This window comes from Agrobacterium vacciniicorymbosi (genome assembly GCF_040427045.1).
Classification (GTDB): Bacteria; Pseudomonadota; Alphaproteobacteria; order Rhizobiales; family Rhizobiaceae; genus Agrobacterium.
Genome location: NZ_JBETMF010000002.1, coordinates 258035 through 280335, shown reverse-complemented (window position 1 = coordinate 280335; position 22301 = coordinate 258035). Strand labels below are relative to the sequence as shown.

The following is a 22301-nucleotide window of genomic DNA, read 5'->3' as shown; positions in this document are numbered from 1 at the left end:
AGAGATGGCAGAGACCTACTCGCGAGTCGATCTCCCCCTTGAGGGCCTGTTGCAAAACCCACCGAATATGATTCATCTCATTGAACGATTGATGGGGGTTGCGGGATGACAGGCAAAAGCGGTTCTCAGCTCAGCTTTGCAGATGCTCTGGTCACGGTGCGTGGCGGGCCGGATCGGCTGGGCAAGCTGTCGTCGGTTGTGAAGTGGTATCGGTTTGCGAAGGTGCTACGACCCATGGAGCGTGCAGGCGAGAATGGTGGTCGACCTGCCTATCCGGTCATTCTCATGTTTAAAGCTCTGATGCTGCAACAGCTTTACGGGCTTTCGGATGCGGAACTGGAAGAGGCGATCTATGACCGCCTGTCCTTCCGGCGTTTTTGCGGGCTTGGTCTGGATGAAGCGGTTCCAGACCACACGACGCTGTGCCGCTTTCGCAACCGGCTGGTGGAACTGAAGCTGCTGGACAAAGTATTTACCGAACTCGACAAGCAACTGGATACCGCTGGCCTGATCCTGCGGCGTGGCACGATGCTGGATGCCACCGTCATCGAAACGCATGCGGCCCGCCCGCCACGTGAGCGGGATGCAGGTTCGAATGATGGCCTTGCCAGCGATGTCCCCCAAACGCGCGGCCCTCGCGATCCCGATGCGGCGTTTACGCGTCGCCAGGGACGACAGGGTTCGCATTATGGCTACAAGGCCCATGTCGGTGTCGATGAAGGTTCGGGCCTGATCCGGCGCGTCATCACCACACCGGCCAATATCAACGACACCGTGCCTGCCGACGGGCTGATTGTAGGAGACGAGGCGCGGGTTCTGGACGACAGCGCCTATCACACCCATCAACGGGAACGGGAGTTGTGGGAGCGTGGCATAGGCTGCGGCCTGATGCGGCGACCCAACAAACATCATCCGGTTCTCAAACCCGCCGCGCGCCGCTTCAATCGGGTGGTGTCACGATATCGCGCCGCCGTCGAGACAACCTTTGCCACCCTCAAGCGGTGCATGGGGTTGAGCGTGATCCGTTATGTCGGCCTTGCCAAGGCTTCCGCTCAGGTTCTGCTTGCTGCCATGGCCTTCAATTGCGCCGCTGGGTGACGCTGAGCGCATAAACCCAAGGGCAAACTGCGCCCGTCATCCACCCATCCCTGGCAGAAAGCCCTCTTAAGCCACCGTCCAGAGGGAGGGTGGGCAGAAGAGACGGCTTTGTTGGCATCAAGTGACGTAAGCGATGCGTTTTGCAACAGGCCCACAAGGGGAGAGGTAACCCGCCGCGCCGTCATACTTCATCACCCATCAACTCGCCGCAAACTTCACCAGCTTCACCGCCTCGAAATTCTGCACCCCACCCCCAACACGCTTAGTCGTGTAAAAAAGCACATAAGGCTTGGCCGAATACGGATCACGCAGAATGCGAATACCCGTGCGGTCCACCACCAGATAACCGGCACGGAAATCACCAAACGCAATCGCCGTGCTGCCTGCCGCGACATCCGGCATATCCTCGGCCTCCGCCACCGGAAAGCCCATCAACAGCGCGGCCTGGCCCGCAGAGGCTGGCGGTTGCCACAGATAGTTGCCGGTATTGTCCTTCGCCCGGCGCAAGGTCGACTGCGTCTTGCGGTTCATCAGGAAGTTGCCATTCTGGCGGTGCCCGGCTTTCAGCGCATAGACCGTGTCGATCAGCACATCCAGCGGCCCGGAAGAGGCGAACGCGCCCGCAGCACCCGTTGCAACATAGCCGATCTTGCCCCACTCCCAGGCCGAATTCGCAACCGTGTCATAGGCCAGAAACCCCTTCGGCTTGTTCACGCCATCGCCGGAAATGAAGGCCGTGCCCTCCTGCTCAGCAAAGGCCACGTCCACTTCAGAGGCGATCCAAGCCTCGATATCGACAGCCGCATCGTCCAGCAGCCCCTGCGTCGCCGCCGGCATGGCGTACAGCTCCATGGTCGGGAAGGTCAGCTCGGAAAGCTGCGGCGTGTTGGTCTGCGGCCGGGCCGCCGTCTCAGACACCCAGCCGGTGGCCATGCCGCTCGGCGCGAACGGCTTTTTCAGCACGGCACCAGAAACCTGCCGCACGGTGGCCAGCGCACGCATCGGAGACACTACTGCCATGCGCCTGCCAATATCGCTATCGGTCTCGTTGGGCAGCAGATACCCGCCATCCGCGCCAGCGCTGCCAGAAAACGCCTTGGCCTCCAGATCGCGCAGCGCACCCTCGTCACCTCGGCGAATATAGGCCTCGAACGCCGCCTTATGCTCTTCCGTCTCCGCATTGGCCGCCCCCTTGCGCCCCAGCGCAGGCCACGCCTTTTTCAGCGAAAGCTCGTCCATCGCCTTCTTGTTGTCATCAAGCGCCTTGTCGATACGGTCGAGCTTTTCGCGGGTCAGCACATCTGCGCTCATCTTGCGCTCGATATCGCCCAGCCGCTCGTCATTGGTCTCGCGAAACGCCTCGAACGCCTCCATAAAATCATCAAACGCCGCCGTCATCGTATCCGGCACGGCCTTGATCTGCGGTGCAACTGTCTGTTCCGTCATGTGGTTTTCCTCTGTTGATTGGTAAAAGATGAAAGGCGACGGCTCACCCAACCGCCGTCACCCCGGACTTGATCCGGGGCCCAGCAGCGTTGCGTCTGCAACGCAAAAGACTCTTCCTTGGCGCAGACGCGCCAAACTGGATACCGGCTCAAGGCCGGTATGACGGAAGAGAAGAACGGGCCTCGAAAGCACCCCTCACCGCCGAAAAGTATTCCCCGCCAAACTCTTCGCAGCCCGGCGCATCGTCCGCACCAGCTCCGTCTCCCGGTCGCGAAAAAACCGCGCCTGCTTGACATTGGAAACCCGCGCCGACGGCAACATGGGAAAGGTCACGACGGAGATTTCCCAAAGATCGGCCTCCAGAATGCGGCGAATGCCGCCGCGCGAAGCCTTACCCGCCCGCACTGTCTGGAAGCCGATGGAAAGCCCGTCCAGCGCACCCGTCTTCATCAGCGAGTGCACCTCCTTGGCCCGCGCCACATCCGGCGCCAGCACTCCCTCGACGAACAGGCCGCGCTCATCCTCACGAATGGTGCGCCACGCGCCAATCGGCTGGGCCGGGTCGTGCTGGTACAGCATGCGAATACCCGCCGCCCCGCGCTCCTCGATAGACCGCCGGAACGCCCCCGGCTCGATCACATCGCGCCCCAGATCCACCTCGCCAAACACGCTGGCATAACCGGAAAACACCCCGTCAAAGGCTATGCCGCGCAGCTCCAGACTGGCAAATTTGCGCGTAGCAGGCCGCGGCCCGCGATAAACGTGCATGAAATTCTCCTGCGATTTTGTAAGGAAAGGCGATGCAGAAAACTGCCGCCGTTGCGCCATGGCAGAGGCGAGTTTGCGTTAAGCGGCTATGCCGCAACCTTGACGATATGATCGAATGACTTGGTAACGCGATTGATCTAACGTCGCGAAAACGATTCAGTTAAGAGACGCCATGAGCATCAGGGTAATCAACGGTAAAGTCCTTGCCGCACTCGTGGTATTTTACCTGACCTGCGTCTCGGAAGCGGCCTACGCTGGAGAATGCACCTTAATCATAGATGCTAAGACCGGCGCGACTTTAGAGGAAACTGGACGGTGTGATGAGCGGCATACCGCTGCTTCAACCTTCAAGGTTGCTCTTGCCCTCATGGGATATGACGCTAGCGCATTGATTGATGATCACACGCCGTTGTGGACATGGCAGCCCGGAATGTTGGCTCCAGCGAGAGATAAAAAACCTGTCGATCCCAGCATCTGGCAAGCCGATTCCATAATCTGGTATTCGCGGGAAGTTACCCGGCACCTGGGCGCCGAGCGTTTTTCATCCTACGTCAGGGCATTTGATTACGGCAACATGGACATCTCCGGTGAACGGGGAAAGGACAACGGTCTTTCACACGCGTGGATCACCTCTCTGGCAATCTCGCCTCGCGAACAGACGGCATTCTTTCGCCGCTTGTTGACCTATCAGTTGCCAGTCTCCCCTGCGGCTCACATCCGCGCGATGGAAATCGTACCAGAATTCAGCACGAAGTCTGGCTGGCGGGTGCATGGCAAAACCGGCAGCGGTTGGACACGCGACGCGCACGGACAAATCCACCGCAACAAGCCGGAAGGATGGTTTGTCGGTTGGGCTGAACGACGGGGCCGAACAATCGTGTTTGCCCGGCTCGGAATCGGCAATGTCGAAGGTCGCCAAGGTTTGCTTGAACAGAAAAAGATGCTGGCCATTCTAGAGAAACTTTAAGTTTAGCGCTGACCTCGCGATGTTGCCGCCACAGACCTTCCTCTCTCCTCGTCCTCGGTGCTGATCAAAGGACAAAGCCAACCTCACCCCCTAGGCCCCGCCGCATACCGCCCGGCCACACGCACCATCACCCCCAGCCCCCACCACGCGCACAGACTGGAGGCGGCAGCGCCGGTCAGCATGATGTCCTGACCCGAGAGACCATCGGCAATATCCAGCCGCTTGACGATCCACACCCCCACCGGCCCGCCGAAGATCATGCCGCAGGCCAGCCCCGTCAAAAAACGGCTCGCCGCTTCACGATGCGTCTGGGGCAACAGATAGATCAACGAAACGCCAGCTCCCGCCACCGCCCCGGTAAATCGAGCAGCCCAAATGCCGCCCTCATTGGCAAATTCAGACATGTGTCACCATTCTGGGTTGGATTGAAGTTGCGGTCGAACGAGGTCCTCGACCAGCCAACATGCACTTTTTTAGGATTGACCTGCGTCTTCTTGAACCGTTTAAGTGGCTCGTCGCAAATTTAAGAATAAGGCTCAGTTTTTGGATCAACGGCCTTGAAAAGCGATTCACTTCTTCACTATAAACCATTGTTATAGAAAGAATTTTATGTTGAAGCTGATCGCACAAGACTTCATCAAACCGGACGCCGTCGAGTTGGTGCTCCCGCTCTACCGAGAGCTGGTTGAGAAAACGAAACAGGAAGAACGCTGTATTTCCTATGATCTGTTCATCGATCAAAAAGACCCCGGGCATTTCATTTTCATTGAAGAATGGCCAGATCGCGCAGCATTGGACGCCCATTGCGCCACAGAGCATTTCACCCGGCTCGTGCCACTGATAAATGCGCACCAGCGGCAGGCTGCAACCTTCATCCTCATGGATGCCTTTGCGTGAACAGGCGGCTCAATACCCCACCGCCTCCCGCTTCTCCTCGTCACTCAAAAACCCCGCAGCCCCCACCCTCGCCCACAGCGCATCGCGCTCGCCAGACAGTCCCGCAATCCGATCCAGATCCGGCTCCAGCCGCAACACACCCTCGAACAACGGCGAAAGCCAAGCCGACAAACTCGCCGCCGTGCGGTTGATCAACGGCAGCACCGTCAGCCGATAAAACGCCCGGTTGGCCTCCTGGTAATTCGCATAGGTATTGTCGCCGGGAATGCCCAGCAGCATGGGCGGCACGCCGAGCGCCAGCGCTATGTCCCGCGCAGCCCCGTTCTTCGCCTCCATGAAGTCCATATCCTTGGGCGAAAGCCCCATGCTCTTCCAGTCCAGCCCACCTTCCAGTAGCAGCGGACGCCCGGCATTCACCGCGCCTGCGTAACCTTCCTCCAACTCCCGCTTCAGCCGGTCGTATTGCTCGGTGGAAAGATTGCCGCCCTCCTTGGGCTGATAGACCAGCGCCCCGGAAGGGCGAGCGGAATTGTCCAGCAACCGCTTGTTCCAGATGCTCGCCGCATTGTGCAAATCCAGCGCCGCCCCCGCCGCCGCCAGCGGCGAAAACCCGTTATGGTCATCCAGCGGGTTGAACAGCTTCAGATGCAGCAGCCCAAGCCCGTTGCGATCCGCCGCAATCCGTCGCGCCGCCCGGCCCTCGGCGCGGTAATCAAACGCCGCAGGCCAGCCATCTGCCCCCTCGATGATGCTGACGCGGTCGGGTCGCAGCAGATGCAGCTCCCGCAACCGCTCACCCACCATCAGCGGCTCGATATAGCCATTGCCCGAAAGCAGCAGATGCCCGTAAAGCGCCTCGAAAAAATCCGGCCCGCTCATCTGCCCATTGGGACGCGCCAGCAGCCGCAACAGCGCATGCTCGCCAACCTCGTTGTCACCCTCATACAGCAACCAGCTGACGGAAGCCGCAGCCTCTGCCACCATCCGCGCCGCCCGGTGCGCCACCGGGTTGCGCATGAAACCTTCGCGAGACAGCGCACCATAACCCCGCCCCGACCAATGCGCCCGCCCCGCCTCGCCAGACAGCACCAGAAACCCACCCGCCGCCTTTTCTTCGCGTACAGGTCCACGCCCCACCGGGCGCCGCCACGGCAGATGACCAAAAAATCGCATGGAATTTTTTCCTTTATGGAGAAACCAGCCACAACTTCTGAAGCAGCCGCATCTTCGCACTGCTCTCCGCCGTCATCCTCGGTCTTGTGCCGAGGATCTAATCACGTCGATACAAACGATAGGTTCGAGTGGACGGAAGCGCTTGCGTCAAACGAAAGTCAATAAATCTGCCGCACAAATGAGATCAAAATGCTCCGGTGCATCTCACCCAATCGGCTCTTTCACCGCCCTATCACTATCAAAATCCGCCGCCACCCGCGTCTCCCGCAGCGGCTTTACCGTATTGGTGGAAAGCTCATAGGCTGGGTCGGCCTTATACGCCGCCAGTGCCGCCTCATTCTCGAATTCGCCGTAGACAATGAAGTCCACCGAATTGCCCCACTGGTCCTTCTTCACGTTCTCGCCAATTTCAAGCTTCAGCGCGTGGGAAATGGCTGTTAGTCCGGAAAGGCCCTTGCGAACCGCATCGCGGTTGGCTTCGGCTACGGTGAAGAAAACGATATGGCGGATCATGAAAGCACCTGTCATGCAAAAATCTCGGGTGAAAACCGCCTATCATCCCACCGCCGCCGGTTCAATCCGGCTCGCCGTCAGCGCCGCGTGGAATGACCTGCCATAGCCCGCAATGAGCTCGGCCCTGTCATTGCCGTTGATGATCGCCCTCGCCCCCACCCAATCCGCGCGGGATGAGTTGAAAGAGTACGACAGCCGCCTGCCAGTAAAACTGCCGCGCAGCATGCCCTCCACCAGAATGGCCGCCGAGACCTGCGGCTCCATCGCCCGCTCCGGCCGTTCCACCAGATCGATGCCCGTCACCGCCGACATCGCCTCGTAATTGCGCCGGTGCGTCAGCTGCACCAGCCCGCGCCCCAGCCAGCTTTTACCCTCGCCGTCGCGCTGCCAATAGGGCGTGCGCACCTGCCCCAGACGCCCTGCCGCGTAGGCCCGGTCCAGAATGCGCATAGCCGCCTCATCACTCGCCGCCAGCGTTTCCCGCACCGGCTGCATGGTGCCTGCGGTCTCGTGAAACCCCGTGGCCAGCATATAGGCCAGGTGCCGCAGGTCTGCGACGGGCGCCCGATTTTCGAATTCCGTCAGCACCAGTTCGGTGCACTGTACCTGCTTTGCACTCAACCGACCCGCGAAAGGATTTGCCCGAATCGCCTCGAAAAACCGCTGCCTGTCGATCACCATTATGACCTTTCTGAATGACGGGTGGCTAAGCCCCCGTTTTTCCACATGTCAGCGCGCGTGACCTAAATCGATTTGAAAATATCTTAATCGATTTTAATTCATGCGAACCGTTTTAAGAGAAAATTTTACCTTGAATTGAGGAACTTTCGCCCGCTTACTCGGTTTCACACCGCGCAAAACGCAGCGCCCAACCGCCAAGGAGGAATGCCATGACAGCAACAATTCCGCAGACCACCTACGACCGCCTCGAAAGCGAATGGCGCCAGATGCGCGAAGTCGGCGCTCAGCAGAAGCCGGACCAGTCTACGAAGAAGTGATGGTCAGGACATGATGGCCGCCGTTGCTCAACAGTTTGAAACCGCCCGTGATGCGCTTTACGCGGGCGTTTTGCGTTTCACGATATCTGCTACAAAATCGTCATTGGTGAACGCATGAAGATTGCCGCAGCTACCTCTCCCCAATCATCCTGAGCCTGTCGAAGGGGTGGGAGAGGAAGAAAAATCATGATTTAGCTGGAAGCTAAGTCATAGATTTTTCAGGTGAGGGGTCCGCCGCTTGCGCCGAGCATAGACCCCTCACTTGCGATTTCTAACACTTAAGCCAAGCTTAAGATGTTGAAATCGCTTTCTCTCCCACAAGGGGAGAGATAACCACCGCAGCCACCCCCTCACATCCCCCGCACCCTAGGCTCGGCCATCGTTTCCATCGCCAGCGCCGTCAGCGCCCAGACCAGCGCGTCCAGCCGGTCGGGCGACTTGCCGGAAGACAGCCCGTCCGGCCCGAAATCCGTCATCTGGTCTTCCAGCTTCTGGAAACGCCCAACATGCCGCACCCGGCCCTGCTCATAAAGTGCCGCCACCGGTTCAGCGCGGGTGAATTTGCCACGGCTAGCGCGCACCATGGTAACGGGCAGATTGGCGTCGATGCTTTTCAGCATGGCGCTCACCATCTCGCCGCCCTGGTTCACCTCGGCCACCACCCGGTCGGCTTCGAAGCGGCGAAAGGCGGCAACCACCGCTCGCGCCCAGCCCGCAGGCGTCGCGCCCTCTGCGGAGCAATCCGCCAGAACCCGGAACCGCCCGTCGATACCGATGCCCGCCACCACGATGCCGCAGCAGGAGCCTTCGCCGCTGCCCGCCGGCGGGTCCACCGCAACGACGATCCGTGCCAAAGTTTCCGGCTTGTCATCGAAAATCGCTTCCAGATAGGCGCGCTTCCACAGCGCATCGTCCCGCTGGGCAATCAACTCGCCATCCAGTTCCTGCCGCCCCAGCCGCGTGCCGCCATACCGCTTCATCATCGCATCGATGAAACCGGGCGAGAGGTTGTCGGCATTGTCATGGGTGCGCATCCGCACCACCCGGCTGCCCGGGTCGGCCATCAGCGCCTTCAACAGCGGTATCGGCCTTGGCGTGGTGGTAATCAGCTGCCGGGGATTGTCACCCAGGCGAAGGCCGAATTGCAGCATGTCCCAGGTTTCCTGCGCATACCGCCACTTCGCCAGCTCATCAGACCAGGCGAAGTGGAACTGCGGCCCGCGCAGGCTTTCCGGGTCTTCGGAGGAGAAGATTTGCGCCATCGCCCCGTTCGGCCAGATCAGCCTGCGGCGCGATGCCTCGAAATCCGGTCTCCTGAACCGCGCCACCCGGCAGATGCCGGAGACGCCGTCGATCATCACCTCACGCGCATCGCCCAGCGTTTCCGCCACCAGCGCAATGCGCAGATCGGAGCGGTCGCCGGTTGAGGCGATGAGATGCACCCATTCGGACCCGGCTCTGGTCTTGCCAGAGCCGCGCCCGCCAATCAGCAACCAGTTGCGCCAGTCGCCATCCGGCTGTTGCTGCGGGTGGTTGCCCACGAAGCGCCAGTCGCGGTTGAAGCGGGCAATGTGCTGCCGTTGGTATTTCTCTGCCAGCGGCGCTGCCATGCCTTGCGCAATCTCCTGCCTGCGAATGTCAGGAACGGGAGAGCCGATCATCGGCACCGCCGCCCGCCCCGCCTCATTTTCCGGCTTCAGCCGTGTCTTCGTCCGGCGAAAGACCGGCAGCGACAAGCCTTGCCCGCACTTTTTGCCGGACGAGGTCGTCGATGCGCCTTTGGAAGAATGCAACGGCGTCCTCATAATCCTGCGCTCCCGCCGCGTCTTCAGCCGCCGCCTCGCGATCGCGGGCCAGCTGCCGTTGCAGCGTATCGATCTTTTCCAGCGTCCGCACGATCAGCGACATGGCATCGGTCGCGGCCTTCACATCGGCCCGCGCCCCCTTCCCCGCCGCATCGTCCGCCGCCTCATCCAGCGCCGCACCTGCCCCTTCGCGCAGACAGCGAAAGAACTCAAACTGCTCCCGCATCTCAGCGGTCATCTCGTTCAGCAACCGCCACAGCTCGTCGCTCGCCTTGTCGGGCGGTGCGGATTTCAACTCCAGCACTGCGGGATTATCGGCATAAACAGGCGTTCGCGGCCACTCGCGGTAAAGCGAGAGGTCTGTCGTGATTGTCGATGTCATGGTTTGCCTGCTTTGTTGGAACGTCAAACGTCAGAGCAAGCTCGCCCCCCTCTGCCCTGCCGGGCATCTCCCCCACAGGTGGGGAGATCGGCAGGAGGCAAACTCTCGCCCATCTCCAACCTCGCGAAGAGAGCGAGGGGTCAGCGCCCAGCCAATCTCCCTCCTTGTGGGGGAGATGTCCGGCAGGACAGAGGGGGGTAAACCCCACCCTCAACGCTAAAAATGTGAAAACAACCGCACCGCCGCTACGGCAACACCCCCACCACCCACACTTCTCCGACTATACCTAAACACTACCAAACCACCGTCACGCCGTCAAGGATTAAATTCCTATTTTGCATCGACCTATATTTTAAGCTTGTGGCACTAGCGCGTTCGCGGTGGTCGTCGGCACCTCAGGCAAAACGGTGGTCATATGTGCAACGACACTCCAGGCCATGCCCATTGTTCCGATCGCCTCGTCTTTTCCTAGTATAACGTCAGGATGAGCAAGTGGATTCCTGTGCAATCTCGACAGTTGCTTCAGGGACTCATAAACTTTTTTGTCGCCACAATTATTTATTTCCATTTGTCCAGCGATATTACCAAGGGTTTCAGGAACTGGCCGCTCCTTTCCTCCGCTCACGTGATCCCAATATCGTCTGACTACCGATTCCACGACACGAAAAGTGTGAAAACCACATGCGGTGTATCGCTCGAATGCGAGGCACTTACCAGCCTCCATCGCATCCGACATTGCTTCAGGCGACTTCTGCAACAAACTCGATGGAAAAAGACCGACTCCGTTATCTATAAGTGAGTCGATGTCATAGTTTTCCTTTTTAGAGACCAGATAAGCCGGTAACTGGCTAATATCAGCACGGAATACTATTCTAAACTGATCCCTTTCATGCTTTATTCGCCAGACACCGAAGTCGTCTATGACTTTTTCAGGATCAAATGGTTCCATAAACTCATTAATAGCTGAAACTAGTTTGTCTGCGTGTTCAGATGACATTTTAAGAAATGGTTGATATATGCTTTTTGTAAATGCGTCTTCAATCTTAGTCTTTGCTGTATATAGCGATCCAAATGCCTGTCCAACATTCTGGTGAGCTTGGAGAGAATCAAGCTGATCAAGCGATTGAAATACTTCAACCATCCATGGAATCGATATACGTATCATGCAGCATCCCTCGAATCTGATCTATACTACATCATAACGTCAAGCATACGGATAGCCCAAAGATTAAATTCCTATTCACCGCAAAATTTATTCCGTACCCTTCCTTCCACGCACCCCGCCGCCATACTACACTGCCCTAGCAAACAACCGGGGAAGGAAGCAGAATCTTGAGATGGATCAGGCGTTTGGTCATGCCGCTGTCCACCACCGGCATCGTCGTCGGCACGGTGCTGCTCTGCGCTTCGCTCACGCCATCGCTGCTGCCCCGCACCTTCGTCATGCAAGGCGTGCTGTGCGGATTTTCCTTTGCCATCGGTTATCTCATTGGCGTATTCCTGAAGGATATCGCCATCTATCTCGGCCTGCAGCAGCCCTCCCGGCATGATAAGCGCGGCATTCTATTCGTCATCTCGCTGGCGGCAATCGTCGCTGCCCTCGGCTTTCTGTGGCAGGCGGCAACCTGGCAAAACTCCATTCGTGTCTTGATGGAGCTTGACCCGCTGGACAGCGCCCACCGCGTCAAAACCGGGGCCATTGCCGTTGGCGTCTCTGCCTTGCTCATCGCTTTCGGGCGCCTGTTTCAGATCGTGCGGCGGCTGTTTGCCCTGCGCAGCCGCCGGTTTTTGCCGCGTCCGCTCGCCAATGTCGTCGGCATTGCCGCCGCCGTCATCATCGCTGTGCTGCTGCTCAACGGGCTGGTGGTCGATGTCGGCCTGCGGTTCATGGATAGCTCGCTGAAACAGGTGGATAGCCTCATCGAGCCCGATGTGCCGCGCCCCTCCGACCCCATGAAAACCGGCAGTTCCGCCTCCCTCATGACGTGGGAATCGCTCGGACGCCGTGGCCGCGAATTCGTCGCCACCGGCCCGCACAGCGCCGAAATTTCCGCCTTCACCAGCCGCCCCGCAATGGAGCCCATCCGCGTTTATGCCGGGCTGAATGCCGGGGCCACACCAGCGGACCGGGCCAAACTCGCCTTGGAAGAACTCAAGCGCACCGGCGGTTTCGAGCGCGAAACCCTTGTCGTCATAGCCCCAACCGGTACCGGCTGGATCGATCCCGAAGCCATTGATACGCTTGAATATTTACACAATGGTGATGTCGCAACCGTCGCCGTGCAATATTCCTATCTCTCCAGCTGGATCGCGCTTCTGACGGAGCCGGATTACGGCGTGGAAACCGCCCGCGCACTCTTCGAAGCCATCTACGGCTACTGGACGACGCTGCCCAAGGACACCCGCCCCAAGCTCTACCTGCACGGTCTCAGCCTCGGTGCGCTGAACAGCCAGAAATCCTCCGATCTCTACGATGTGCTGGCAGATCCCTTCCAGGGCGCGCTGTGGAGCGGCCCGCCCTTTTCCAGCCCCACATGGCGCATGGCCACATCAGGCCGCACCGAAGGCTCACCCTACTGGCTGCCCAAATTCCGCGATTCCTCGGTCATCCGCTTTGCGGACCAATACACCAACGCCCACATGCCGGAGAAGCCCTGGGGGCCGATGCGCATCGTCTATCTGCAATATGCCAGCGACCCCATCACTTTCTTCGAGACCGCCGCCCTTTACCGCCGCCCGGAATGGATGAAGCAACCCCGCGGCCGCGACGTCTCCTCCTCCTTCCGCTGGTTCCCCGTCGTCACCGAACTGCAACTGCTCCTAGACGTCGCCGCCGCCACCACCGCTCCCATGGGCTACGGCCACGTCTACGCGCCGGAACACTACATCGACGCATGGCTGGAAGTCACCCAACCGCAGGGCTGGCCACCCGCCGAAATCCAGCGGCTGAAGATGTTTTTCAAGGCGAAACGGGGCAGCACCGACCCGGTGTGAGCCCTATCCTCCGTCACCCCGGCCTTGAGCCGGGGTCCAGCCACTGCGCGTCTGCGCGGTAAGACGTGGCCTTTGACGACAAGCATATTTCCGGCTATCTTGTGTATTACAAATCGAGGAAAAATCGATGGCGGATCAAAGAAACCTATCGCAACCCATCACCATGCGCCTGCCGCAGGATGTTCTTGCTGAAATCGAACAGATCGCAGCAGCCTGCGACAAAACACGCAGCTGGGTTTTCGTCCGTGCCTTGAAAACATATCTCGCTGCGGAAGGCCGGGAGATCATCGAGATCGCCCAAGCCCGACAGCAGATTGAAAACGGCGAAAGCTTCGATCTGGACGACGTCATTGCCGAAGTCGATGATATCGTAAAGGGCGCTGCGGCGTGAAGCTTGTCGTCTCTCCGCTGGCGCGGGATTATATCAAATCGGAAGCCGCCTATCTGCGAAAACGCAGCCCGCAGGCGGCCACTCACTTCCGAGACGACCTTGCGAGACTACGGCAAAACCTGTTGCAATTTCCGCGCATTGGTCACGAAACCGAAGAGCTTCCCTTGCCGGGTGTGCGCCGCGCCGTCATGGGTGACTATCTGGTGGATTATGAGATTCACCCAGACGAAATCATCATCCTGAAGGTTCGGCACGGCCAGCAGAAACCACCATCCATCGATATCGAAGATGACTTCGACTACGAAGAGCAGCCCACCTCACCGCGAAATCCGAGTCGATAAAATCACCGAAGACAGCGTCCGTTCCACCCCATCCAGCGCCCCAATGCCATCGATCAGCCGGTCCAGATCGGCAATCGAAGGCGCGGTGAGAATGGCAATGAGGTCGAAGCTACCGCTGACGGAGTGCAGCGTCGTCACCTCCTTGATCGCGGCCAGCGCAGCCGTCACGCCCGCCAGCGCCTTGGGCGCAATCGTAATCAGCACATGCGCTCGCACCAGCCCGGAGAGATAGGCGTCTGACAGCTTGATGCCGTAACCGGAGATCACCCCATCCGCCTCCAGCCGCTCGATGCGCGCCTGTACTGTCGTGCGAGAAAGACCGAGTTTTCGCGCCAGTTCCGCCACCGGCATGCGCGCATTATCGCCCAGCAGCGAGAGCAGCGCTCGGTCTTTTTCACTCAGCATTATGCACAATCCTTTTGGCGATATGCACAATTCTAATCGCTCTTTCGCGCAAAGTGAAGCTACGAATCGTTTGCAAAAAGCGGCATTCTGTCACCTCAATGGCATTTCTCAAGGGGGACAGAATGAAACACATCGTCATCATCGGCGCAGGCAATATCGGCTCTGCCATCGCATGGATGCTCGCCGTCACCGGCGATTACCGCGTCACCGTTGCGGACCGTTCCGCAGATCAGCTCGCCAACGTTCCCGGCCATGAGCCGGTCGATACCGAGATCGTCGACATCACCGATCGCCTTGGCTTGCAGGCGCTGTTGAAGGACAAATTCGCAGTCCTCTCCGCTGCTCCGTTCCACCTCACCGCTGGCATAGCCGAAGCGGCAGTCGCCGTCGGCACACATTATCTCGACCTCACCGAAGACGTCGAATCCACCCGCAAGGTCAAGAAACTCTCCGAAACGTCCGAAAGCGCGCTCATCCCGCAATGCGGCCTTGCGCCGGGCTTCATCTCCATCGTTGCTGCCGATCTCGCTTCCCGTTTCGATAAGCTGGACAGCGTGCGCATGCGCGTCGGCGCGCTGCCGCAATACCCCTCCAACGCCTTGAATTATAACCTCACATGGAGCACGGATGGGCTCATCAACGAATATATCGAGCCCTGCGAAGCCATCGTCGAGGGCCGCCTCACCGCCGTGCCTGCCTTGGAAGAGCGCGAGGAATTTTCGCTCGACGGCATGACCTACGAGGCCTTCAACACATCAGGCGGCCTCGGCACACTGGCCGCCACGCTGGAAGGCAAGGTGCGCACCATGAATTACCGCACCATCCGCTATCCCGGCCACGTCGCCATCATGAAGGCGCTGCTCAACGACCTCAACCTGCGCAACCGTCGTGATGTCCTAAAAGACCTCTTCGAAAACGCCCTGCCCGCCACCATGCAGGATGTCGTCATCGTTTTCGTCACCGTCTGCGGCACAAAAAATGGCCGCTTCATGCAGGAAACCTACGCCCACAAAGTCTACGCCGGGCCCGTCTCCGGCCGCATGATGAGCGCCATCCAGATCACCACCGCCGCCGGCATCACGACGGTTCTGGATTTGCTGAGCCAGGGCAAGCTGCCGCAGAAAGGCTTTGTGAAACAGGAGGATATTGGTCTGGCGGATTTTCTGGCCAACCGGTTCGGGCAGTATTATGCGCCTCGGGAGGGATTGGCGAAGGTGGGGTGAAAGCGCAATGCTTGCTCTGTTACCTCTCCCCTTGTGGGAGAGGAAGAAAAATCATGATCTTAGCCAACGGCTAAGTCATAGATTTTTCAGGTGAGGGGTTTGCCGCTCGCGCCGAGAAAAGACCCCTCACTTGCGATTTCTAACACTTAGCCTATGGCTAAGATGTTGAAATCGCTTTCTCTCCCACAAGGGGAGAGATACCAGCCGCGGCTACTCACAACACCCCCTCACGTCCCACAAAACGTCCGAAACACCCGCTCGTGCCCCATCGGCGCCTGCATATAAACGCTGAACTCCGGCACCTCCTCAAACGGCCGCGCGGTCGCCCGAACCATCGCATGGAACGGCTCGAAATCACCATCCTCCACCGCCGCCGCAATCACTTCCTCGATCCGGTGGTTGCGCGGAATGACCGCAGGGTTCACCGCCCGCATGGCCTGCGCCCGGGCGCTTTCCGTCTCGCTCTCGCGCCACGTCCGCTGCCGCCAGCGCGCCAGCCATTCATCCGCACCGGCCAGATCGGTGAACATGCCGCGAAACGCCTCCGGGCTGCCATCCGCCGCATCACACAGCCTGCGAAATGTCAGCGTAAAGTCCACCTCGTTTCGCTGCATCAGCGCCAGCAGATCCTGCACCAGCTGCTCGTCGGCATCGTCCTGCGTACTCAGCCCCAGCTTCTGTCGCATGCCGGAAAGCCAGCGTTTCGGGAAGTCGCTGGCAAATTCCGCCAGCACCGAATTGGCCAGCTCCACCGCCGTATCTGCATCGTCATCCAGCAAAGGTAATAGACATTCCGCCAGCCGCGCAATGTTCCACTGCGCAATGCCGGGCTGGCTGTTATAAGCGTAGCGCCCCTGCGCATCGATGGAGGAAAACACCTTGTTAGGATTATATTCATCCATAAAGGCACACGGCCCAAAATCGATTGTTTCACCTGATATAGCGACATTATCGGTATTCATCACCCCATGGATGAACCCCACCATCAGCCAGCGGCAGACCAGCTCGCGCTGCCGCTCCGCAATGGCTTGCAGCAAGGCAAAATAGGGCTTCTCGGCCTGTTTGACCTCAGGATAATGCCGGTTGATCACATAATCGGCCAGCACCTTGATGGCCGCATGGTCCTCACGCGCCGCGAAATACTGGAACGTCCCAACCCGGATGTGGCTCGCCGCCACCCGCGTTACCACGCCGCCGGGCAGACCGGTTTCGCGCTGCACCCGCTCGCCCGTCGCCACCGCTGCCAGCGCGCGTGTGGCCGGAATGCCGAGCGCGTGCATGGCCTCCGATACGATATATTCCCGCAGCACCGGCCCAAGCGCCGCCCGCCCATCGCCACCCCTCGAAAACTTTGTCGGCCCGCAACCCTTCAGCTGAATATCCCGGCGTTTGCCATTGATATCAACCACTTCGCCCAGCAAAATCGCCCGCCCGTCACCCAGCTGCGGCACGAAATTACCGAACTGATGCCCCGCATAGGCCATCGCCAAAGGCTCCGCCCCCGGCGGCACGACGTTGCCGGAAAAGATCGCCGCCAAGCGCTCATCATCCACGCCATCAAGCTCGAGCCCAAGCTCTTCCGCCAAAGGCCGGTTGAACGCAATCAACACCGGCGCCGCCACCGGCGTGGGCAAGGCAGCGGCGGTAAAATGCTCCGGCAGGCGCGCATAGGAATTGTCAAAATGGATCACGGGTAATCTCCCTGTTTCCATCTATATGGAGACGCAATTGTGAGATGCCAGTTGCTTTGTGATATAACGTTACCAAATGAAAGGGACATTGAAGCGACTAAGGGACTTTGCTAGAAGCATGCCAGAATTGTTGCGTCGAATTCCTCATATCCTGTAAATTCAATCGCGGTATTTTAACGTCGTCAATACTGACGACATAGTGTTCAAAAGCCCGTCTGGAGACGAGAGGCAATGCGTGCAAAGGCTCCCATAATCGATATCAAACCAAACGCGGCGCGGATTCTCGAAGCTTTGGTTTTCTTGATTTCTGAAGCCGACAGACTCCATAAGTCTGCCTCCCAGTACGATATCGTAAAGTCGCTTTTTCTGTCTGACCGGCGTCATCTGAACGAATACGGAAGACCGATCACGTTTGACAGATATGTCGCGATGGAGCATGGCCCTGTGCCGTCAAACGCTTATGATTTGTTGAAGTCCGACCCGTCGCTCAAGAATTTGCCTTGGACGCGCGTTCAAACCGGCCACAAAGTTTTTCAGTATAGTAATGCGCAGCGCAGCTTTGACGAAAACATTCTTTCAGAGAGTGATTGCGAGGCTTTGTATGAGTCTTTCATCACGGTGAAATCACTTGGCTTCCAGCAAATCAGAAAGCTTACACACGAAGATCCGGCATATGTAGATGCGTGGGACGATGAAAGCGATAAGAAAGCTTTCGTGATGAGCTACGCAATGCTTTATGACTTCCCCGCGGTCGACAAAGCACAGGAATTGAAATTCATTTCAGAGCATATCTGATGAAAGCTGGCGATATCGTAAGAATATTTGCGCCCATAGCCGGTTACAAAAAATATCATTTTTGCATTTGCCTCCCGCAAAATGGTATTTCCGGAAAATTCCTCTTCTTGAACTCTGATCCAAGTTATAAAGACTGCCTCAACATCGATTGTTCAAAAATATCATTTCTGCCGCCTTCCGAAACAGGATTCACCTCAATCAGCTTTTCGATCTTCGCACGCTATACTGATGAAAAGCTCAATCTCTATGAGGCGGAGGTACTCGGAGAGATGCCTCGAGAAATATTGGCTGAAATGTTGGAATTTTTGAAAACGGTAAAATCTTTGCCGAGGCCCGACAAGGAACTAGTCCGGGACACCTTAAACGACCTATTGTCGTGATCGAAGACCTTACGTTTTCTTTGACGGCCCTGTTCCAGGTTACGTCTACAAGACCCTAGCTTGCGCTTTATTTAATCAATCTTTTGTAGTTTTATTTAAAATTGCAACCATTACTCCATTGCAATAGCTCACGAAAATAATGATGCTTCACAACAATTTTTAGATAAATCTTAATCACGCAATCCGTGCGAAAGCATTTTCTAAATTATTTTTAATTGAAATTATTAACCAATCGTAGCACCCTGACAAAATCTGCCGATCACGGCGGCTGGGTGATTCGTTTGGGGACTTTCGGATGATGGGGTTCGTTTTCAGGAGAACAATCGCGGCCTGCGGGCTTTTATCGCTTCTGTCCACCGGCGTTTTGGCGGTGGAAAATGGTGAGCGGACTGCGGAAACGCACAGGCTGCATTATACGCAGGCGCAAGGCTCGCGGCTCATTGCCGTTTCGTGGTTGCAGGTGCTGAAACAGCCGGAGATCAGGAGTTTTCGGCCGGTCGGCCTTGCCCGTTATGGCTATCAACCCATGGAGGGCTCGGCGCGGGATTTGGCCTTGGGTTTTCCGGTTACGGGTGCCGGTCCGCATATGGCGGGGCTAACCTGTTTTACGTGTCCGCCGCCCGACAATGCGGCTTCCGGCACCGGGTCCCTTACTGAAACCGGGCAGAAATCGCTGAATTTCCAGGGTCTTCTGGTGGATGTCAAAACGCAGTTCGCCTCCGTCGGCAAAGGCGCTTTCTGAACGACGCTTGCGCACAAGCCTCTGAAATCTCCGCACAGTTTGGCGGGGATGAACTTTAACCTGCCACTTTCGTTCCTATTCTGTTGAGACACAGAGACGAAAGGACAGTGGAATGAACGATACCGCCTTGCCCGTAGAGATCGAGAGCGCCATCCGCACCATTCAAACCGATCTTCCGGTCAATGCCACATTCCATATCTGGTTGAAGGCGAAGAAGGCCGATGAGCCGGGGGCTGTTTCGTTTTCCAATCACAATGGCAAGTTCGCCGAGGTCTCCTCCACCAATATCGATGAGTATAATTTCCGCATTTATCAGGTATTCGGCGGCGGTCGCGTCGAGCTAAGCTACGATACGGTCACCACAGCCGTCTCGGTCATTTACTGGTTCGTCCAGTCCGACGTGCTGGAAACCGGCATTACAGTCGTCCACACCAAGCCGGATAATGCCGCCCCCGATCTGCCGGATAGCTACCACTTCCGCCCGCCCTTCGGCTGGATGAACGATCCCAACGGCTTTGGCCGTTTCGAGGGACGACCGCACCTGTTTTATCAGCATTATTCCCATGGCCTGCGCTGGAACACCATGCATTGGGGCCATGCGGTGTCGTCGGATTACCTGCGCTGGCGGCACCTGCCGATCTTCCTCTTCCCCTCCGAAGACCTGACGACGAGGCCAGACAAGCGTGGCGGGGCCTATTCCGGCTCCACCATTCCGCTGGTAGAAGGTACCGGCATTCGTGTGTTCTTTACCGAACAGGTGCAGGACCGCGTGCCGGAACAGCAGATCCAGCTGACAGCGACTTCGTCTGATCTCATCATGGCTGGTCAGGCAGACGTCATTCTCGGCCACCGCCCGGATGGGCAGGGCCTGACCCCTGACTTCCGTGACCCTTACGTCGTACGCGGCCCGGATGGCCTTTGGAAAATGCTGCTAGGCAGCCAGAGCGATGGCGGCGGCGTCATTCTGCTTTATGAAACGCAGGACCCCACAGCCGCCTCCGGCTGGACCTATGTGGGCAAGCTGTGGGTGGAAACGCGCTACAAGACCACCGCCATCGAATGCCCTTGCCTGCTGCCGCTGGATGGCCCTGCCAATGCCCGCTCCACCCGCTGGGTGCTGACTTATGGCCTCATGCACTCGGAAGATGCCGCCACGGGCCGCAAGAACCTGACCATGGCCGATGTCGGCTGGTTCGATGGCAAGACTTTCGTCAAGGAATTCGGCCAGGAACTGGATTTCGGCACGGATAATTACGCGTTTCAGGCCTTTCTGGATGGCGATACCATCGTCGGCATCGGCTGGCTGGCCAATTGGGCGGATGCGACGCCGGAAATCGACTTCCCCACCGCCATGACCCTGCCGCGCCGCATGCACTTCTCCCACGGCGCGCTGCTGACACCGCCCATCGGTGCCGCAGAAAGCCTGCGCCACCGCATTCTGGACCGCACAAGACTTGCGGCGGGAGAGCGTGTCGATCTGTCCACCGGGGCCGTAGAACTGCTGTTCGAACTCACCAAGCCCGGCCTACCCTTCGAACTGGAACTCGACCACCCCGGCGTCAAACTCGGCGTCGTCTGCGATGAAACGGGCCTCTGGATTCGCCATGAAGACGGTCGCGAAGGTGCCTCGCCGCGCTATATTTCCGAGGGCGCACGCCCGTTCCGCCTGCGCATTTTCCTCGATTACGGTTCCATCGAAGTCTTTGCCGACCATGGCCGTTATGTCGGCACCAAGCGCCTCGAAAGCTTCGAGCCGGTGCGCGCAGCCCACCTGAAAAGCATCGATGGGGCGGTGGCGCACGCCACGATCTGGGCGCTAAAACAGTAAGCGCTCAGGAACATTCGCCTCCCTGTATCGTTGTCTTGGTAAGAAACTTATCCAGAGGAGAGCTTCGTGACCAAGATTCAGGGAACCGATCCCATTCTATTTCCATCCGAGGCCAATGAGAACAAAGGCGAAAAAACACGCGCCGGCCGCGGTATCATCCTTATCATCGCTGGCGTCGGCATCATGGCCTTCGTTATCTATCTGGCAATGATCGTGTTCATGACCACGCAGTCCTAATGACTGCGTGCATCCTCCCCTTCCCCAAACCCGACAGGAACACGACCATGGACCCGCGCAAGCCCCTCACAGAAAACGAAGACGCCCTCGATCAGGACATCGTAGACGTTGAAGTAGACGACCTCCCAGAAGACGGCGAACTTTCGCAGCAGATCGAACAGGAACTACGCGAAGAAGAAGCCGAAACCGACGACGATCCCTATCAGGAAAGCGACGACGCTCTGCCGGATGATGTCGAGGAAAAGCTTCTGGATCGCAATCCATCCCGCGAAGGCGGAAAGTTTGACGAGGTTTGATCGTTGAGAAATTCTTATGGTTTTAAAGGGTGATCTCGGATCACCCTTTTTCGTTTGGCCCGCGCGCCGAAAATCGCTTCAGCATATGCCGTTGATGATCTTGGGCACCAAAGAAAACCGCAAGGAGTTTGACTTGCTGGCGACCCTCCAAAACCTCGAAATAAAATATGGCTTTGTTTTTCGTGACGTTGCGCAAGCCGGGCAAAAGATGTGGCGACAACGTTCCTTGAAACGGTGCGTGCCCCAGAAGCTCAATCTCTTTGTCGATCGACCTGAGCCTGACGCTCGCCCGTTCAAAAGCCTCTCCTAACTCGTCCCCAAAAGCTAAGTACGACTCCAGGAGATGATCGAAGAGCAATTCTAGATCACGCTCGACATCCTCCGAGCGAATAATCTCATAGGCCATAAGCAGCCTTTTTCGCTGCAATCATTGCCTCGGTACGCCTTTCCCCTTCTTCCTGAGATATAAACGGACCTTTGCTGCGCTCCTCCAGCAGTGCCTTGAGCGCCGCCAATTCAGCGTCATGTAACTCGGTCTCCTGACGCAGAAGTTCTATTCCGCGCTGAACCACAGCACTGAGACTGGAGAACCTACCATCCTCAACAAGCTGGCGTGCAAAGCTATCCTGTTGATCTGAAATGGAAACCGACGCTTTAACCGACATGACCACTCTCCATTGGGAAAACGACTACTACTCAGTAGCATATTCGTCCTTCCTTTGCCAGAACATCACCCCACCCGCTCCGGGCTGTACCCCACCTCCCGCATCGCCTCCTCAGCCGTCGCGGCATCGCCAGTCACCGTCACACTGTGCATAGACAGGTCGATACCGATGTCTGCGCCGGGAAGCGCTTCTGTCAGGGCACCCCTTATCGTTTTCTCGCAGTGTCCGCAGGTCATGTCGGGTACGGTGAAGGTGGTGGTTGTCAT

The 22301-nt window shown here is 58.0% G+C and carries 26 protein-coding genes and 1 pseudogene; 13 read left to right on the top strand and 14 right to left on the bottom strand.

The window, feature by feature from the left end; all coding sequences use genetic code 11:
• The first annotated feature begins 105 nt into the window (after window positions 1-105).
• Window positions 106-1112 (top strand): annotated as a pseudogene (locus ABUK73_RS04640) (IS5 family transposase).
• Window positions 1113-1296: 184 nt separating this feature from the next.
• Here the strand turns inward: ABUK73_RS04640 and ABUK73_RS04635 are convergent.
• A complete protein-coding gene (locus ABUK73_RS04635; RefSeq protein WP_353576241.1) occupies window positions 1297-2544 on the bottom strand; it encodes a phage major capsid protein in 1248 nt (415 codons plus the stop codon).
• A gap of 195 nt (window positions 2545-2739) precedes the next feature.
• Entirely contained in the window at window positions 2740-3312 is a 573-nt protein-coding gene (locus ABUK73_RS04630; protein WP_353576240.1) for an HK97 family phage prohead protease, read from the bottom strand.
• A 172-nt stretch (window positions 3313-3484) separates the two neighbouring features.
• On the opposite strand from ABUK73_RS04630, the gene ABUK73_RS04625 reads away from it, so the two are divergent.
• Entirely contained in the window at window positions 3485-4279 is a 795-nt protein-coding gene (locus ABUK73_RS04625; protein ID WP_353576239.1) for a penicillin-binding transpeptidase domain-containing protein, read from the top strand.
• An 83-nt stretch (window positions 4280-4362) separates the two neighbouring features.
• Here ABUK73_RS04625 and ABUK73_RS04620 read toward each other — a convergent pair whose 3' ends face one another.
• Window positions 4363-4683, bottom strand: a complete 321-nt coding sequence (locus ABUK73_RS04620) for a DUF6107 family protein (RefSeq protein ID WP_353576238.1) — start codon at window positions 4681-4683, stop codon at window positions 4363-4365.
• Between the two features lie 205 nt (window positions 4684-4888).
• Here ABUK73_RS04620 and ABUK73_RS04615 point away from each other — a divergent pair, with 205 nt between their 5' ends.
• A complete protein-coding gene (locus ABUK73_RS04615; RefSeq protein WP_353576237.1) occupies window positions 4889-5176 on the top strand; it encodes a putative quinol monooxygenase in 288 nt (95 codons plus the stop codon).
• A 9-nt stretch (window positions 5177-5185) separates the two neighbouring features.
• Here ABUK73_RS04615 and ABUK73_RS04610 read toward each other — a convergent pair whose 3' ends face one another.
• From ABUK73_RS04610 to ABUK73_RS04585, 6 genes are all read right to left on the bottom strand, one after another.
• A complete protein-coding gene (locus tag ABUK73_RS04610; RefSeq protein ID WP_353576236.1) occupies window positions 5186-6349 on the bottom strand; it encodes a phage portal protein in 1164 nt (387 codons plus the stop codon).
• 204 nt (window positions 6350-6553) lie between these two features.
• Entirely contained in the window at window positions 6554-6862 is a 309-nt protein-coding gene (locus tag ABUK73_RS04605) for a Dabb family protein (protein ID WP_353576461.1), read from the bottom strand.
• A 42-nt stretch (window positions 6863-6904) separates the two neighbouring features.
• The gene (locus ABUK73_RS04600) at window positions 6905-7543 is read right to left on the bottom strand and encodes a hypothetical protein (protein WP_353576235.1); all 639 of its coding nucleotides are present in this window, start codon (window positions 7541-7543) and stop codon (window positions 6905-6907) included.
• Between the two features lie 667 nt (window positions 7544-8210).
• Entirely contained in the window at window positions 8211-9470 is a 1260-nt protein-coding gene (locus ABUK73_RS04595; RefSeq protein WP_353576460.1) for a DNA-packaging protein, read from the bottom strand.
• Between the two features lie 73 nt (window positions 9471-9543).
• Window positions 9544-10047, bottom strand: coding sequence for a hypothetical protein (locus tag ABUK73_RS04590; protein ID WP_353576234.1), 504 nt, complete (start codon window positions 10045-10047; stop codon window positions 9544-9546).
• A gap of 352 nt (window positions 10048-10399) precedes the next feature.
• Window positions 10400-11212, bottom strand: a complete 813-nt coding sequence (locus ABUK73_RS04585) for a hypothetical protein (protein WP_353576233.1) — start codon at window positions 11210-11212, stop codon at window positions 10400-10402.
• A 191-nt stretch (window positions 11213-11403) separates the two neighbouring features.
• On the opposite strand from ABUK73_RS04585, the gene ABUK73_RS04580 reads away from it, so the two are divergent.
• The 3 genes from ABUK73_RS04580 (at window position 11404) to ABUK73_RS04570 (ending at window position 13773) form a co-directional block, all read left to right on the top strand.
• Window positions 11404-13041 (top strand): alpha/beta hydrolase, encoded by a 1638-nt coding sequence (locus tag ABUK73_RS04580; protein WP_454892323.1) that lies wholly within the window; start codon window positions 11404-11406, stop codon window positions 13039-13041.
• A gap of 163 nt (window positions 13042-13204) precedes the next feature.
• The gene (locus tag ABUK73_RS04575) at window positions 13205-13432 is read left to right on the top strand and encodes a CopG family ribbon-helix-helix protein (protein WP_353576458.1); all 228 of its coding nucleotides are present in this window, start codon (window positions 13205-13207) and stop codon (window positions 13430-13432) included.
• On the top strand, window positions 13429-13773 hold the full coding sequence (locus ABUK73_RS04570) for a type II toxin-antitoxin system RelE/ParE family toxin (RefSeq protein ID WP_353576232.1): 345 nt from the start codon (window positions 13429-13431) through the stop codon (window positions 13771-13773). Before ABUK73_RS04575 ends, ABUK73_RS04570 begins: the two co-directional genes overlap by 4 nt.
• Here ABUK73_RS04570 and ABUK73_RS04565 read toward each other — a convergent pair.
• Window positions 13750-14178 (bottom strand): Lrp/AsnC family transcriptional regulator, encoded by a 429-nt coding sequence (locus tag ABUK73_RS04565; RefSeq protein ID WP_112501786.1) that lies wholly within the window; start codon window positions 14176-14178, stop codon window positions 13750-13752. The two genes, ABUK73_RS04570 and ABUK73_RS04565, sit on opposite strands and share 24 nt — an antisense overlap.
• Before the next feature lie 122 nt (window positions 14179-14300).
• Here ABUK73_RS04565 and ABUK73_RS04560 point away from each other — a divergent pair, with 122 nt between their 5' ends.
• Entirely contained in the window at window positions 14301-15401 is a 1101-nt protein-coding gene (locus ABUK73_RS04560) for a saccharopine dehydrogenase family protein (RefSeq protein ID WP_353576231.1), read from the top strand.
• Between the two features lie 227 nt (window positions 15402-15628).
• Here ABUK73_RS04560 and ABUK73_RS04555 read toward each other — a convergent pair whose 3' ends face one another.
• Window positions 15629-17113: a protein adenylyltransferase SelO gene (locus ABUK73_RS04555; RefSeq protein ID WP_353576230.1), complete on the bottom strand. Its 1485-nt coding sequence runs from the start codon at window positions 17111-17113 to the stop codon at window positions 15629-15631.
• 210 nt (window positions 17114-17323) lie between these two features.
• Between ABUK73_RS04555 and ABUK73_RS04550 the strand changes: the two genes are divergently transcribed.
• The 6 genes from ABUK73_RS04550 (at window position 17324) to ABUK73_RS04525 (ending at window position 21370) form a co-directional block, all read left to right on the top strand.
• Entirely contained in the window at window positions 17324-17887 is a 564-nt protein-coding gene (locus ABUK73_RS04550) for a Panacea domain-containing protein (protein WP_113085937.1), read from the top strand.
• A complete protein-coding gene (locus tag ABUK73_RS04545) occupies window positions 17887-18267 on the top strand; it encodes a hypothetical protein (protein ID WP_353576229.1) in 381 nt (126 codons plus the stop codon). Before ABUK73_RS04550 ends, ABUK73_RS04545 begins: the two co-directional genes overlap by 1 nt.
• A gap of 295 nt (window positions 18268-18562) precedes the next feature.
• Complete coding sequence (locus ABUK73_RS04540) at window positions 18563-19009, top strand: hypothetical protein (RefSeq protein ID WP_353576228.1); 447 nt, start codon at window positions 18563-18565, stop codon at window positions 19007-19009.
• 112 nt (window positions 19010-19121) lie between these two features.
• The gene (locus ABUK73_RS04535; protein ID WP_113085940.1) at window positions 19122-20837 is read left to right on the top strand and encodes a GH32 C-terminal domain-containing protein; all 1716 of its coding nucleotides are present in this window, start codon (window positions 19122-19124) and stop codon (window positions 20835-20837) included.
• A gap of 66 nt (window positions 20838-20903) precedes the next feature.
• Complete coding sequence (locus ABUK73_RS04530; protein WP_353576227.1) at window positions 20904-21074, top strand: hypothetical protein; 171 nt, start codon at window positions 20904-20906, stop codon at window positions 21072-21074.
• 47 nt (window positions 21075-21121) lie between these two features.
• Window positions 21122-21370: a hypothetical protein gene (locus ABUK73_RS04525; protein WP_353576226.1), complete on the top strand. Its 249-nt coding sequence runs from the start codon at window positions 21122-21124 to the stop codon at window positions 21368-21370.
• Between the two features lie 40 nt (window positions 21371-21410).
• On the opposite strand, the gene ABUK73_RS04520 is transcribed toward ABUK73_RS04525, so the two are convergent.
• From ABUK73_RS04520 to ABUK73_RS04510, 3 genes are all read right to left on the bottom strand, one after another.
• Window positions 21411-21776, bottom strand: a complete 366-nt coding sequence (locus ABUK73_RS04520; protein ID WP_353576225.1) for a type II toxin-antitoxin system RelE/ParE family toxin — start codon at window positions 21774-21776, stop codon at window positions 21411-21413.
• The gene (locus ABUK73_RS04515) at window positions 21766-22035 is read right to left on the bottom strand and encodes a ribbon-helix-helix domain-containing protein (protein ID WP_353576224.1); all 270 of its coding nucleotides are present in this window, start codon (window positions 22033-22035) and stop codon (window positions 21766-21768) included. The genes ABUK73_RS04520 and ABUK73_RS04515 overlap by 11 nt, the downstream gene beginning before the upstream one ends.
• A 65-nt stretch (window positions 22036-22100) precedes the next feature.
• Complete coding sequence (locus ABUK73_RS04510) at window positions 22101-22301, bottom strand: heavy-metal-associated domain-containing protein (protein WP_353576223.1); 201 nt, start codon at window positions 22299-22301, stop codon at window positions 22101-22103.